This is a genomic window from Pandoraea cepalis (assembly GCF_902459625.1).
Lineage (GTDB): Bacteria > Pseudomonadota > Gammaproteobacteria > Burkholderiales > Burkholderiaceae > Pandoraea > Pandoraea cepalis.
Genome location: NZ_CABPRY010000003.1, coordinates 124,213 through 137,770, shown reverse-complemented (window position 1 = coordinate 137,770; position 13,558 = coordinate 124,213). Strand labels below are relative to the sequence as shown.

The following is a 13,558-nucleotide window of genomic DNA, read 5'->3' as shown; positions in this document are numbered from 1 at the left end:
GGCCACACGGCATCATCTGAGATCGCTGAAATCGACGTCCCAGAACTCCATCGCGCGGCGGCTATCCAGATCGCGCTCCGCTTCCGTGCGCCGCAGTTCGACGCGGCGAATCTTGCCGGAGATGGTTTTCGGCAGATCGCAGAATTCGATGCGTCGGATACGTTTATAAGGCGCGAGGTGATCGCGGCAGAAGCGCAGGATGTCGAGGGCGAGTTTGTCGTCGGCGTGAAAACCGGCGCGCAGGGTGATGAAGGCCTTCGGCACGGCGAGCCGCACCGGATCGGGACTCGGCACCACGCCGGCTTCGGCGACGGCCGGGTGCTTGATAAGTTCGCTTTCCAGCTCGAACGGGCTGATGCGATAGTCGGACGCCTTGAAGACATCGTCCGCGCGACCGATGTACGTGAAGTAGCCGTGCTCGTCGCGCATCGCCACGTCGCCCGTGTGGTAGTAGCCGTCGCGCATGGCGTCGGCGGTCTTCTCGCTGTCGTCCTCGTAGCCTTGCATCAAACCCGTCGGGCGTGACGACAACACGAGCGCGATTTCGCCTTCGTCGGCTTCGGCGCCGTCGTGATCGAGCAGTACGACGCGATAGCCTGGCATGGGGCGCCCCATCGACCCCGCCTTGACGGGCTGCCCCGGCGAGTTGCCGATCTGGCAACAGGTTTCGGTCTGACCATAGCCGTCGCGAATCGTGATGTGCCAGGCGCGTTTGACCTGGTCGATCACTTCGGGATTGAGCGGCTCGCCCGCGCCGATCAGTTCACGGAATTTCACCGCGTGGCGCTTGAGATCTTCCTGAATCATCATGCGCCAGACGGTGGGCGGCGCGCACAACGTCGTGACGCCGCAACGCGTGGCCGTCTCCAGCGCGGCACGCGCATCGAAGCGCGAGAAGTTGTAGACGAAGATGGTGGCCCCCGCGTTCCACGGCGCGAAAAAGCAGCTCCACGCGTGTTTCGCCCAGCCTGGCGAGCTGATGTTCCAGTGGATATCGCCGGGTTGTAGACCAAGCCAGTACATCGTGGCGAGATGACCGACCGGATAGCTCTGGTGCGTGTGCAGCACGAGCTTCGGGCGCGACGTGGTCCCGGACGTGAAGTAGAGCAGCAATGGATCGATCGCGAGCGTGGCACCGTCGGGGGTGAATCGGTCTGAGGCTTGATAGGCGGGCGCGAGGGGCGTCCACCCTTCGGGCGGGTTGTCGCCGACGGCGATGCGCCGATAGTCGCCGGGCAAGGCGGCGAACTTGACGGCATCGCGCGCGGTGGTGACGACGTGGCGCACGCGGCCGCGTTCGAGCCGGTCGGCGAGGTCGCCGGCGGCGAGCAAGGTGGTCGCGGGAATCATGACGGCGCCGAGCTTCATGCAGGCGAGCATGAGGTCCCAGAGTTCGACCTGATTAGGCAGCATGAGCAATACGCGGTCACCGCGCGACACGCCTTGCTCGCGCAGGAAGTTGGCGACGCGATTCGAGCGTAGGGACATCTCGGCGAATGACAGCCGCGCCTCGCGTCCGTCTTCCTCGACGACCCAGAGGGCCGCACGGTCGTTGCCCTGGGCTTGCGGGTCGAAGAAATCCAGCGCCCAGTTGAAATGCGAGAGGACGGGCCAACGGAAATCACGGTACGCCACGTCGTAGTGGGCACGCTGGGCGAGCAGCAGATCGCGCGCGGCCTCGAATCCCAGGTTTTGCGGCATCGCTTGTCTCCGAGACCTGTCGGGCAGGATTAGGCAGAATTCCATTATCGTGAGGCCCTCCGAATGCAACATTCGGGATAACCATCATGGGGTTTCGCCAATCCTTGATATCGCGCCGTGAGTGACGGACGCAAAAAATATGCGTCCGATACGCACGTCCTCTTTCATTCTCGCGGAAAGCTCTGCTATACTCGCATTCTTTCGAGCAATGCATCTAGACGACGCATTTCTCACGGGGCGTAGCGCAGCCTGGTAGCGTACCTGCATGGGGTGCAGGTGGTCGGAGGTTCAAATCCTCTCGCCCCGACCAGAATAGAACCCGCACAGTCTTTGGCTGTGCGGGTTTTTTGTTGGGCTCGTATTGTCCATGCCGAGCGAAAATGCGTCATCTATCCGACAGCGTTTTCATCGCCCCCTGATGTCTGCCCACCGCTCGACGACGCTCAGCGCGGCATTCTTCTCTCCTAAAGATCAAGCGTCAGCGACTCGCCATTGCAGCCCGACACGCATACGGTCATCACCGCCTTGCTCGCACGCTCACTCGCACTCAACACCGTGTCCCGATGGTCCGGCTCGCCAGAGAGCACACGCGTCTTGCACGCGCCGCACACGCCTTGCTTGCAACCGTGCTGGACTTCGATGCCAGCATCGAGAAGCGTTTGCAGCAGCGTGTTGCCGGGGGCGACCTCGAGACTGCGTCCCGAGCGCTTCAGCTCGACCCTGTAAGGCGACGTCGACTGCGCAAGCGCACCCCGCGCGACGAATCGCTCAAGGTGCACCTGCGTAAGCCCGAGCGCGTTGCTGAGGCGCTCGAAATCGTCGAGCATCGCGGTCGGCCCGCAGGCATAGAAATGCGCGTCGCCGCGCCGGGACGCAAGAAATTGTGCGAGATCCACACGCTCATCCTGCTCGTCATCGAAATGCCACTTGACCTGGATTCCGAGCGAGTCGATCTCTTCGACGAATGCCGCCTCGCGACGCGAACGCGCACAGTAAAGTAACTCGATCGAATGTCCGAGACCGCACAGTCGCCGAGCCATCGACAGAATCGGCGTGATACCGATTCCCCCCGCAATCAGCACGGTATGGAGCGCGTCTTCGTGCAATCGAAAATTGTTGCGGGGCCTCGATATTTCGATCTCCGCGCCAACCCGCAACTGTTCGTGCACATAACGAGATCCACCGCGGCTGTCTTCGACCTTGAGCACACCGATCACATATCTGTCGTTGTCTTCTGCGGCGTTGCACAGCGAATAGCTGCGCATCATCCCATTGGGCAGATAAAGATCAATGTGCGAACCGGCGTCGAAGGCCGGGAACATCGAGCCTCGCGGCGGTCGTAACTCAATGCTGATAACGCGCTGCGCCTCATGGCGAATTGCTTGGACCGTCGCTCGCAATTTCGCCGTTTCGGGCTTTTTGCGCACGCGCGGCGGATGGTAGACCACGAGCATCTCCAACGTCGAATTGCCGAGATTGCGAAACGAATGCGGCACGCCCGCAGAAATCGGACTCACCGAGCCCGCCGTCACCGCCTTTACCTCTTCACCGACGGTGACTTCGCCGTGCCCGGACAACACGTAGAACAGATGCGCGTGCGGCTCGACGTGCGTCGGTGAGAATCCGCCGGGGCCAATCGACGTCAGCTCGATGCTGTATGCGTCGCCGGCATACATCGTGTCGGTTATGGCCTTATACCCGGACCGGTTGATAAACAATCCGGTCAGCGGAACCCACGGTACATCATCCACATGCCACGTGACCGGCGCTTGCATGGTCGTCGCGCCGGACGGCGGGCTTTCGCGCATGGCGACACTCATTTTTTCTCCTCCAGAATGGGCTCGTGCTGTTCAATGCACCTGAGCCTTGATTCAGAACGACTGAACTCCGCGCGCGTATCGAGCGAAGCACATGCGGGGTGTAGGAACGTGGCTATACTCGATTCGTTCCAGCATCCCTATACGGATACTAGATATCGCAACGATCATTGATCAAGATTGATTTTCAGAATCGACATGAAGAAGCAAAACGACTTTCTGACCCGAGAAGAGGCCCTTGCGGTGCTTGGCGTCAAGGTGGCCACACTTTATTCGTATGTAAGCCGTGGGTTGATTCGCAGTGTCCCGGTCGCCGGCACAAAGCGCCACCTTTACGCGAGCGACGATGTGCAACGTTTCGCGGCACGCGGACGCGGCAGGCTGCCGCGCTCCGTCACGGCCGGAACGTCGATGCGCTGGGGAGAACCTGTCGTTGCCTCATCGATTACCTTTATCGACGAGCGCGGCCCCGTCTATCGCAACCGCCGCGCGCTCGATTTGGCACAGGCGGGCGCGCCGTTCGAGGTCGTTACGCATTTTCTGATCACGGGGGTGTGGCAGGATACGCAGGCCGACTGGCCGCTCGCCGAGATACCTCCCGACACGGCCGCATTGCTTGCGTCGCACGCAAAGTCGGTGACTCCCGACGACATCGGCAATTTGATGGCCATGGTCGCCCTGTCGCTCGGCATGCGCGCAAGGGATCGGGCCGAGATGGCCGATGGCACCACGGTACAGATGGCGCGCACCATGCTTCACGCCTTCACCGGTTGCCTGGGCTTTCTTTCGACGCGCGGACGATACTGCGCGCGCAAGCCGGGCGAGTCGCTTGCCGCATGGGCACTGCGTGCGAGCGGCGCGCCGACGACGCCAAACGCCGTGCAAGCGTTCAATGCTGCACTCGTTGTCGTCGCCGACCACGAACTCGCGCCCGCCACGTTCGCGGCGCGTGTCGCGGCCTCGATAGACGCAGGTCTTTGCAACTGCATCGCCGCAGCCATCAGCGCACATGTAGGCTATTCGACGGGGGCCGTTACTGATCGCGTAGAAACCCAACTATTCGACGAGCCACACGGCGGCGTGTCGAACGCCCGCCTGGAACTCGCGCGCACTCGCGGCGCGAGCCTGTTCGGCTTCAATCACCCGCTCTATCCGAAGGGCGACCCGCGCGCCGAATGGATCCTCTCATTGGCGAGTCAGTGCGGGGATAACGAACCGGCCTTGCGCAAGACGCTTAGGTGCCTCGAACGGCTACGCGACGAGGACGGTATGACACCAGGACTTGCTCTGGCGTTGGTGCCGCTGACACGCGCGCTCCAAATGCCGCCCGGAAGTGCCACGGCATTGTGGATTCTCGGCCGCACGGCTGGCTGGTGCGCGCATGTCGTCGAACAACGCATGCAGTCCTTCATGCTGCGCCCACGCGCGAAGTACATTGCTGCAGCCCCCAACGGCGGCTGAGCACTGAGCCGAGTGCGCTCCGGCCAGACCTGCGACCCTCAGGCCGACAGACGCTCGAGTAGCGTGCGGGGACGCGAGGCGCGACCCACTGCCGCCTGGGCGGCCTCATGCCAGCGTGCCGTGGGCACGTCCGACGGCGAGAGCAGGCTATCGAAGCCGCACGCCCACAACATCGCCAGTTGATCGGGCAACAACGGACCCGCCGCGCGAATCGCGCCTTCGAAATGCCACTTGTCACGCAGCAGTTTCGCGAGCGTAAAACCGCGCCCGTCGCGGGTCTTAGGGAACTCGATCACGATGAGGTCCAGCTGCGGCAACAGCGGCGCAATACTTGCCGCATCGTCGTGCCCCTGCACCCGGATGCCGGCCGGCGCCACGCCCTTCTCGTTCGCGGCAAGCCAGGCGTCGAGCGGCAACACGTCCTTGTTGCCCGGCTGCGCTGCCGTGGCCGACGCATCGGCGCCGTGATAAGTCCAGACGTCTGCCGCCGGCAACCCGTTTCGATCAATCAACATGCAAAGCTCCCTTGAATGCTTCCGCTCCGACGCGTCCGAGCGTATCGATGAAGCGCTCGCCCTCGTTTCGCAGCGAGAGATATCGTCCGAGAATGTTCTCGATCACCTGCGGCACGTCCTCATAGCTGACGCCCGGGCCAAGAATCTTGCCGACGGCTGCATTCTCGTCGGCCGAGCCGCCCAGCGTGATCTGATAGTTTTCCTTGCCCGCCTTGTCGACACCGAGAATGCCGATGTGCGCGACGTGGTGATGCGCGCAAGCGTTGATGCAGCCGGACACATTAAGCGTCACCGGCCCGATATCGCGTTGCTGCGCCTCGGAGAACCGCAGCGCAATGCGTTGCGCCACCGGCACCGAACGCGCATTGGCGAGCGCGCAATAATCCAGGCCCGGGCAAGCGATCGCATCCGAAATCAGGCCGATGTTGGCCGTCGCCAGACCGGCCGCCTTCAGGCGCGACCACAGCACATACAGTTCGTCGCGCTTGACGTGCGGCAGCACCAGGTTCTGCTCGTGCGTCACGCGCAGCTCGTTGAACGAATACTGCTCAGCCAGATCGGCCAGCACCAGCATCTCCTGCGCGCTGGCGTCGCCCGGAATGCCACCGGCCGGCTTGAGCGAGACAACCGCGCTGATATAGCCGGGCACCTTGTGCTCGTGCGTGCAGGTATCGACCCAGTGACGGAACTCGATATCGCGCTCGTACGATTGCGCGAACGCCGTCGACTCGCTCGGCAGCGTCTCGAACTCGGGCACGATGAAACGCTCGCGAATCCCCTCGATCACGGCATCGCCTAACGGCCGATGCGTGAGCGCAATGCGCGCGAACTCTTCCTCGATCATCTCGATGAACTTCGCGGGCTGCATCTCCTTGATGAGGATCTTGATGCGCGCCTTGTAGATGTTGTCACGTCGACCCAGCGCGTTGTACACCCGCAGAATCGCTTCGACGAAGCGCAGCAGATCCGCTTCGGGCAGCCACTCGCGCACGAGCGTGCCGACAATCGGCGTGCGTCCCAGGCCACCACCCGCATAAATCTGGAACCCCACTTCGCCACGCTCGTTGGTGCGCGCCAGAATGCCGATGTCGTGAAAGCGCACCGCGGCACGGTCGGCCTGGCCGCCCGTGATCGCAATCTTGAACTTGCGCGGCAGATAGGTGAATTCGGGATGGTCGGTCGACCATTGACGCAAGATCTCGGCATACACACGCGGATCGAGAACTTCGTCCTTCGCGGCACCAGCGAACTGGTCGGTGGTCACGTTACGGATGCAGTTGCCGCTCGTCTGAATGGCGTGCAAGTCCACGTCGGCAAGCGCCGACAGGATCTCGGGCGAGTCCGAGAGCGTCGGCCAGTTGAACTGAAGGTTCTGGCGCGTGGTGAAGTGGCCGTAGCCCTTGTCGTAGCGGGTCGCCACATAGGCGAGCTGGCGCATCTGAATGCCGCTCAGCGTTCCGTACGGAATGGCAACGCGCAACATGTAGCCGTGCAGTTGCAGGTACAGACCGTTCATCAGGCGATAGACCTTGAAATCGTCTTCGCTGAGCTCGCCGGACAGGCGGCGCGCCACCTTCTGACCGAACTCCTTGGCGCGGTCCTTGAGGAACTCGCGCTCCGACGGGTCGTAGCGATAGATGCCGGCGTGCTCCGGGGCAACGGTCAATGCCGGCGCGTGCGCCAGTGCCGCAGGCTCGGCGCCTTGCTCGGCCTGCTTGCCCAAATCTTCGCGCACCGATGGCCCGCGCGAGCGCAGTTGCTCCCGGAAATCTTCCGGCACCGGGCCGGCGTCGCTCAGTTGCGCCGGGCGCGGCATGGGATCGACGATCAGATTGGCGGCCAGCGCGCTTTTCGCAGCCGCTTGCGCCGGCTCGAGTTCCTGCGCGTCGAACACATGCGCCTGCGTCAGGTCATCCACCCAGTTGTGTTGCTTGTCCAGCCAAACGACCAGGCCGTCTTGCAGCCGGTTTGCCGAAATCAGATTGCCTGCATTCATTCAACGCTCTCAATGCTTGTCATCATTTGGTCGCAACTCGCGATTCGACCCGCAGGCTATCAAGACGCGCGCGAAGATACGACCATTTACTAGTTATGTAGACATTACGGGATGTTGTTTGGACCCGGCCGCCCCGCCGGACCGGACCGGGCCGACGACAGCCCGTCGAGGCATGCACGGCCCCCAAGGGCCGGGGGCGATCGAATGACTTCAAAAATACACTGTATTTTTATACAGTACTCATGCTACATTTCCGATCATGCCATTTCATCGTGAGTGACCCCATGAGCGACGCCAAATCCATCAAGTTCATCGTCGTGCCCTATCGCAAGAACAAAGACGGCGTCTTGCAGCCCGGCGAGTTGCGCCAGGCGAGCACCGAATTCGGCGCCGTGCGCATCGCGCAATCGATGGCCTCCGGCTTCGCGGGCATCGCCGCCTACGAAGTGCTGGTCGACGAGGAAGACGGCACGATGGACGCACCGCGCGTGCTTTTCCAGGACGGGGCCATTCCCGCCATGGCCGACTGAGCGCTGACCGGCGTCAGGGTTCGTCGGCGCAGGGATCAGTGGGGGCTTCGTGCGAGGTCGTCGAGCAGCGGCACGATGGCGAGCACGACCAATATCCCTGCGAGCGGAACCGTCGCGACGAAGCCCAGGTGCTTGAAACCCAGCGCCCCCGCCAACCCACCCAGGAAGAACATGCCCAGCAACGCGCACAACAAACGCAGCTTCTGACGATCCCCCGCCACGCGCGGCAGATGGCGCGCCACCCCGGGCCGATTCCAGTAGCTCATTTTGCCCAGTTCGATGCCGATGTCCGTGACCAGACCGGTCACGTGCGTCGTGCGAATCTCCGCCCGGGAGATCTTGGTGATAATGGCATTCTGCAGGCCCATCACGTAACACAGCAACGCGACAGTGCCCGGCACGTATAACAGCCGATGGTTTTCAAGATTGGCGCCCATCACGCCGAACGCCAGCAGGAGCACCGCTTCGAACATCAGCGGTGCCGCATATTCGCTGTGCGTCTGATGGCGCCGCCCCCAGTGAATGAGAACGGATGAGGTCGCGGCACCAAACAGGAACGCCAACAAGGCGCTGAATCCGGCCAACACGAGCACGAGCTGCCCGAGCGCCAGATTGTCGGAGAGCGAGGCGACAATGCCCGACATGTGCGACGTGTACTGACCGACGGCAAGAAAACCACCCGCATTGGCTCCTCCCGCCACGAAGGCAAGCGAGCAGCCCAGACGCCGGTTCGCGGCATCGGTGCGCACCGGCTGGGTGAATCCACGTAGAAATTTGATCGGCATGACGCGTGAGTCTCAGGCTTCGCACATGCGGTATTCTAATGCGCGCTGACGCAGCGTCCACGCCAATATCGCGCGCCAACGCGCAGCCTGTATGACGGAGACAACGCCGCATGATCGAGTGTTACGCGTACCTGAGCCGAGCCTTGCCCGATCTCGATTTGCGGGAGCTCACCCAGATCATCGTCAACTCACGCGGGTTCAATGCCAGCTATGGCATCACCGGCGTGCTGCTCTACGATGGCATGATGTTCTATCAATACATCGAGGGGCCGAGCGAACCCCTTGCCGATGCACGCCGGCGTATCGAGGCATCGCGTCACCATCGCGACATCCAGGTGTTGCTCGATGGTACGCCGCACACGCCAGGCGCGTTTCCGACGTGGAGCCTGGGCTACCTGATGCTCGACCAGCCCGCCCACGCGCTGCAGACCCTGATAATCCCCGCCGACCATACCGACCTTGTCGGCGCCTTTGCCGCACTCGCTGCCGAATCGGACGCGATGTGACCCACCGGGCACCTGAGCAAGATAACGCCGGGCGCCCTGATCAATTCCCCCCAAAGTTGGACATCCCTCCAACCTCCGGGGCGATCTTCAGGCGCGGCCCGGCGTTTTCCGTCTCCCCTGCGCATGCTGGACATGCGCCAGGGTCACGGCATCGAGATTACTGCTCGATCTGACGGTTCCAGCGCTGATCCCACTGGGCGCGACGCTGGTTGATGGCGTCCCAATCCACGGTGGTGATGTTCTTGACAAGTTCGTCGATCTTGCCCAGACGCTTCTGCATCGCCGGCGGCACGGTGGCGTGCGGATTGGTCGGGATATACGCACCCGCCGCGGCGGCAAGTGTCTGCCCCTTGGCCGAGAGCAGGAACTGCGCGAGCTTCTGCGCCATGGCGTTATCCGGGCTGTTCTTCACGACACACAGGTCGACCAGCAACTGCACGGCACCTTCCTTGGGGGCCACGTACGCCACCGGAATCCCCTTGTCCTGCAGCTCGCTCACGGCCGTCGGCGTCAGCGGGAAGATCGCGGCTTCGCCGGTCTGGATCATTTCCGAGAGCTTGGCCGAGTTCGGAATGTACTCGACGACATTCGGGCCCACGGTGGTCGCCCACTTGCTGAAGCCCGGCTCGACGTTGGTCTCGCTCCCGCCCCAGATGCGGTTCAGCGCCAGGAAACCATGCAAGCCGAACGTGCTGCTCGACGCTGACTGGAAGACAACCTTGCCCTTGTACTTGGGATCGGCGAAATCGCTCCACGACGTCGGCGCGGCCCAGCCCTTTTCCTTGAAGATCTTGGTGTTGTAGCCGATACCGGTCATGCCGAGTTGCACACCGGCAGCCATGTCGTCCTTCACGCGCGCGAACGGATACAGTTCCTTGAGCGTGGGCGAATCGTCAAGCTTTTGGCACACCCCCATGCTGATCGCGCGCGCCATCACCCCATCGTCCAGGAACACCACGTGCATCTGCGGGCTGTTCCGATTCGCGAGCAGCTTGGCCAGCACGTCGGACGACGTCCCCGGCACCACCACGACCTTCACATTGTTGGCCTTTTCGAACTCGGGGAAGACCTGCGTCGTGTAGGCCTTTTCCATCGAGCCGCCATTCATGCCGACGTACAGTGTTTTGGACTGCGACCAGGCCGCGCTGCTCGCGCCCAATGCCAGCGCCGCAGCGCACATGACGACCTTTCGGGATAGCTTCATCGTGGTTCTCCTTGTGTTTCCTGGGTGTGAGGAAGGTAGTGTTGTGACGAACTCGGGACGTACGGGATTCATTTGCCGATCACGCGTCGGCCGTGACTGGCGCGAACCGGTCGACGGCAAACGCCTCGATCGGTGTCGCCGTCTCGCCGTGCGTGACCAGATCCGCCAGCACTTCGCCTACGCCGGGGGCCAGCAGAAAGCCGCCCCCCGAGAAGCCGAAGGCATGCACCAGACGCGGCGTGGTGCGACTCATGCCGATGATCGGATTGTTGTCGGGCGTCTCGCCCTCCACGCCGCTCCAGGTGCGAATGAGCAACGCATGGCGCAGTGCCGGCAGCAATGCACATGCCTCGCGCATCACCGCGCGCGTGGTATCGGCCGACGGCTGGGCGTACTCGCCGTCGCCGGTGCCGCGTCCGCCGCCGATCACACAGTTGCCGCGCTCGACTTGCCGCGCATACACGCCGCCGCCGTACACGCCGAGGTTATGGCCAATGAACTTCGGCAGCGGTTCGGTGACCCACATGTTCGGATAGATGGCATGCATCGGCACCCGCTCGCCGAACGTGCCCGCGATGTGATTCGCCCACGCGCCGGACGTATTGAGCAGCCAGTCGGCGCTCACGTGCAATGGCTCGCCTTCGACTGGCTTTGCCGTGAGCTGGAAGCGCACGCCATCGTGCGCCACCGAGGTGATCGGCGTACGTTCGTGCACGTCCGCGCCGAGCGCGCGGGCGGCGCGCGCAAACGCGGGCGATACGAGACGCGGGTTCGCATGGCCGTCGCTCAGACACAGCGAGCCGCCGACGGCGCCGTCGCCCAGCCACGGAAAACGCTCGCGAAACGCCGCCCCACGCAGCACGGTCGAGGCGAGACCGTAGCGGCTGGCCATTGCCGACCAGGCGTCGAGCGGTTCGAGATCGCTCTCGCGACGAGCGAGACGCAAGTGTCCCGAGCGCACGAATTCGCCGTCGATCCCGATCAATTCGGGCAGGCGATCCCATAGCTTGCGCGCGCGCATGGCGAGCGGCAGTTGTTCTTCCGGGCGGCCCTGGCAGCGCACGCCGCCGTAGTTCACGCCGCTGGCCTGCGCCCCACAATAACGCCGCTCGAACAACGCCACACGCAGACCACGCTCGGCCAGCGCACGCGCCGCCGAGGCGCCCACCAGCCCACCACCGGCGACGACAACGTCGTAATGCAGGGTCTCACTCATCGCGCGCCTCCTCAGGAATGGCCGCAACGTTTTCATCGAACAACATCGGCGCGATCGGAATCGGTTTGATCGGGGCCTGTGCCCGCAGACGCCCCGCTTGTGCCAGCGTCTGGCCGCTCTCGCGCGCGAGCAGATGGCAGGCCGCCTCGCCGCACATGCGGCCCTGGCAGCGCCCCATGCCAACACGCGTGAGCGCCTTGAGCCGATTGATGTCGGTCACACCGTCCTCCCGCACGCAGTCGCGCAGCGTGCCCACATCGACTTCCTCGCATCGACACACGATCATGTCGTCCGGCCAGCGCGCCGACGGATCGTCGGGCAACGCAAACGCCTGCTCGATCCCCACACGAAAGCGCCCAATGCTCGCGAGCTTGCGTTCGATGGCGTCGGCGTCGGGCGCGTTGGGCATTGCCGGGGCGGCGATGCCGAGATCCTCGAGCAAAGCAAGCGCTGCACGAAGGCCGGCGAGTTCCGCCGCGTCGGCGCCGGCGATACCCGCGCCGTCTCCCGCCACATAGATGCCGGATTGCGAACTGCGACCGGCGGCGTCGCGCTCGGGTAGCCAGCAACGATTGAGGTCGTCGAAGACAAAACGGCACCCGGCCAAATCGGCCAGTTGTGTCTCGGGACGCAGGCCGAAGCCCAGCCCCACGGCGCTGCACGCAAGCGTGTGTTCGCGGCCGTCGCGCCGCCAGCGAATCGCGCGCACCCCGGCGGTGCCGTCAATGCCGTCGAGCGTGACGCCATGCTCGATGCGCACCCCATGCGCGCGCAGCCATCCCACGTAATAGAGCCCCTTGGCGAGCGTGGCCGGCTGATTCAGCAGCCGCGGCGTGGCCTTGACCTGGCCGGCAAACGCGCTCGTGTCGAGCACCGCGGCCACGTTCGCGCCCGCTTTCGCGTACTGGTAGGCCACGAGATACAGCAACGGCCCCGTGCCCGCGAACACCACCTGCTCGCCAATCGCACACCCCTGCGCCTTGAGCGCGACTTGCGCGCCGCCCAACGTGTACACGCCCGGCAGCGTCCAGCCCGGCAGCGGCAAGACGCGATCGGTCGCACCGCTGGCAATGATCAAATGCGTGAACGGCACCGGCTTTTCCCGACCGTCGTGGATCGTGTGGAGCCGCGCCGGATCACAAGCCCACACGAGGGTCTCGGGTCGATAGTCGACCTGAGGCAACAGCGCGGCCATGGTGCCGTGGATGGCATCGGCCTTGGCCGCTTCGAAGCCATACAGCGCTTGCTTGGTCCGTGTGAAGCCCGCGCCGACCGGCGGCTGTCGGTAGATCTGCCCGCCCCAGCGCATGTTTTCGTCGAGCACCACCGGACGCTGTCCCGCTGCCACCAGCGTCTGCGCAGCGCGAATGCCCGCTGGACCCGCGCCGACGATCACGATCTCAGCATGCTCAACCATGCGAGCCTCCGTGCGCTTCGTCGGCATCGGCCGCCCGCGTGAGAATCCGCATGCCGGCTTGCACCGGTGTCGAGCAGGCGCGCAGACGCGTCAGTTGGGCATCGCCACCGGTGCCAGACGCCGTCTCGCAGCGCACCCAGCAATCCTGGCATGCACCGATCAGGCAAAAACCCGCGCGCGGTGCGCCGCCGAATTCACTGATCCGGACATGGCGCTGGTGCATGAGAATGGCCGTGAGCAGCGTGTCGCCCGCGAGCGCCTGCGCCGGGGCGCCGTCGAGATAGAACGTGACGGGCGCGCGCGCCGTCTCGACCAGGCGCGCCAATTGCGGATGCCCCGGCGCGCAGGTGTCTTGCGACGCGCGGGACGCATGGGAAGAGTGAGACATGAGATTCGTCTTGGAGCGCACG

At 63.8% G+C, this 13,558-nt stretch carries 12 protein-coding genes, 1 tRNA gene and 1 pseudogene; 4 read left to right on the top strand and 10 right to left on the bottom strand.

The genetic code is table 11. From position 1 onward, the window contains the following. Positions 1–12: 12 nt before the first annotated feature. Positions 13–1,701 carry an AMP-binding protein gene (locus PCE31107_RS08795; protein ID WP_130026244.1) on the bottom strand — a complete coding sequence of 563 codons (1,689 nt, stop codon included), beginning with the start codon at positions 1,699–1,701 and terminating at the stop codon, positions 13–15. 233 nt (positions 1,702–1,934) lie between these two features. Here PCE31107_RS08795 and PCE31107_RS08790 point away from each other — a divergent pair. Beyond that, a tRNA-Pro gene (locus tag PCE31107_RS08790) sits at positions 1,935–2,011 on the top strand. Between the two features lie 154 nt (positions 2,012–2,165). Here the strand turns inward: PCE31107_RS08790 and PCE31107_RS08785 are convergent. Together PCE31107_RS08785 and PCE31107_RS23630 are read right to left on the bottom strand one after the other, a co-directional pair. Next, positions 2,166–3,155, bottom strand: coding sequence for a PDR/VanB family oxidoreductase (locus PCE31107_RS08785; RefSeq protein WP_130027863.1), 990 nt, complete (start codon positions 3,153–3,155; stop codon positions 2,166–2,168). Further along, positions 3,141–3,377 (bottom strand): annotated as a pseudogene (locus PCE31107_RS23630) (cupin domain-containing protein); the annotation flags it as partial. The gene PCE31107_RS08785 and the pseudogene PCE31107_RS23630, both read right to left, overlap by 15 nt. 339 nt (positions 3,378–3,716) lie before the next feature. Between PCE31107_RS23630 and PCE31107_RS08780 the strand changes: the two are divergent. Further along, entirely contained in the window at positions 3,717–4,979 is a 1,263-nt protein-coding gene (locus PCE31107_RS08780) for a citrate synthase (protein WP_246181767.1), read from the top strand. 38 nt (positions 4,980–5,017) lie between these two features. Here the strand turns inward: PCE31107_RS08780 and PCE31107_RS08775 are convergent, their stop codons facing one another. Further along, positions 5,018–5,494 carry a DUF934 domain-containing protein gene (locus tag PCE31107_RS08775; RefSeq protein WP_130026245.1) on the bottom strand — a complete coding sequence of 159 codons (477 nt, stop codon included), beginning with the start codon at positions 5,492–5,494 and terminating at the stop codon, positions 5,018–5,020. Continuing rightward, complete coding sequence (locus PCE31107_RS08770; protein WP_150607797.1) at positions 5,484–7,490, bottom strand: DUF2849 domain-containing protein; 2,007 nt, start codon at positions 7,488–7,490, stop codon at positions 5,484–5,486. Before PCE31107_RS08770 ends, PCE31107_RS08775 begins: the two co-directional genes overlap by 11 nt. Before the next feature lie 284 nt (positions 7,491–7,774). Here PCE31107_RS08770 and PCE31107_RS08765 point away from each other — a divergent pair, with 284 nt between their 5' ends. Then, positions 7,775–8,020, top strand: a complete 246-nt coding sequence (locus PCE31107_RS08765; RefSeq protein WP_017233355.1) for a hypothetical protein — start codon at positions 7,775–7,777, stop codon at positions 8,018–8,020. 35 nt (positions 8,021–8,055) lie between these two features. Here PCE31107_RS08765 and PCE31107_RS08760 read toward each other — a convergent pair whose 3' ends face one another. After that, positions 8,056–8,805 (bottom strand): YoaK family protein, encoded by a 750-nt coding sequence (locus PCE31107_RS08760; protein ID WP_130026247.1) that lies wholly within the window; start codon positions 8,803–8,805, stop codon positions 8,056–8,058. A 110-nt stretch (positions 8,806–8,915) separates the two neighbouring features. Here PCE31107_RS08760 and PCE31107_RS08755 point away from each other — a divergent pair, with 110 nt between their 5' ends. Next, complete coding sequence (locus tag PCE31107_RS08755) at positions 8,916–9,311, top strand: BLUF domain-containing protein (RefSeq protein WP_150607795.1); 396 nt, start codon at positions 8,916–8,918, stop codon at positions 9,309–9,311. Positions 9,312–9,468: 157 nt separating this feature from the next. Here PCE31107_RS08755 and PCE31107_RS08750 read toward each other — a convergent pair whose 3' ends face one another. From PCE31107_RS08750 to PCE31107_RS08735, 4 genes are all read right to left on the bottom strand, one after another. Continuing rightward, positions 9,469–10,515 (bottom strand): ABC transporter substrate-binding protein, encoded by a 1,047-nt coding sequence (locus PCE31107_RS08750; RefSeq protein WP_026131833.1) that lies wholly within the window; start codon positions 10,513–10,515, stop codon positions 9,469–9,471. Positions 10,516–10,594: 79 nt separating this feature from the next. After that, complete coding sequence (locus PCE31107_RS08745; RefSeq protein ID WP_130026249.1) at positions 10,595–11,731, bottom strand: NAD(P)/FAD-dependent oxidoreductase; 1,137 nt, start codon at positions 11,729–11,731, stop codon at positions 10,595–10,597. After that, positions 11,724–13,148, bottom strand: a complete 1,425-nt coding sequence (locus tag PCE31107_RS08740; RefSeq protein WP_150607793.1) for an FAD/NAD(P)-dependent oxidoreductase — start codon at positions 13,146–13,148, stop codon at positions 11,724–11,726. Before PCE31107_RS08740 ends, PCE31107_RS08745 begins: the two co-directional genes overlap by 8 nt. Continuing rightward, the gene (locus PCE31107_RS08735) at positions 13,141–13,536 is read right to left on the bottom strand and encodes a (2Fe-2S)-binding protein (RefSeq protein WP_150607791.1); all 396 of its coding nucleotides are present in this window, start codon (positions 13,534–13,536) and stop codon (positions 13,141–13,143) included. The genes PCE31107_RS08740 and PCE31107_RS08735 overlap by 8 nt, the downstream gene beginning before the upstream one ends. Positions 13,537–13,558 lie beyond the last annotated feature (22 nt).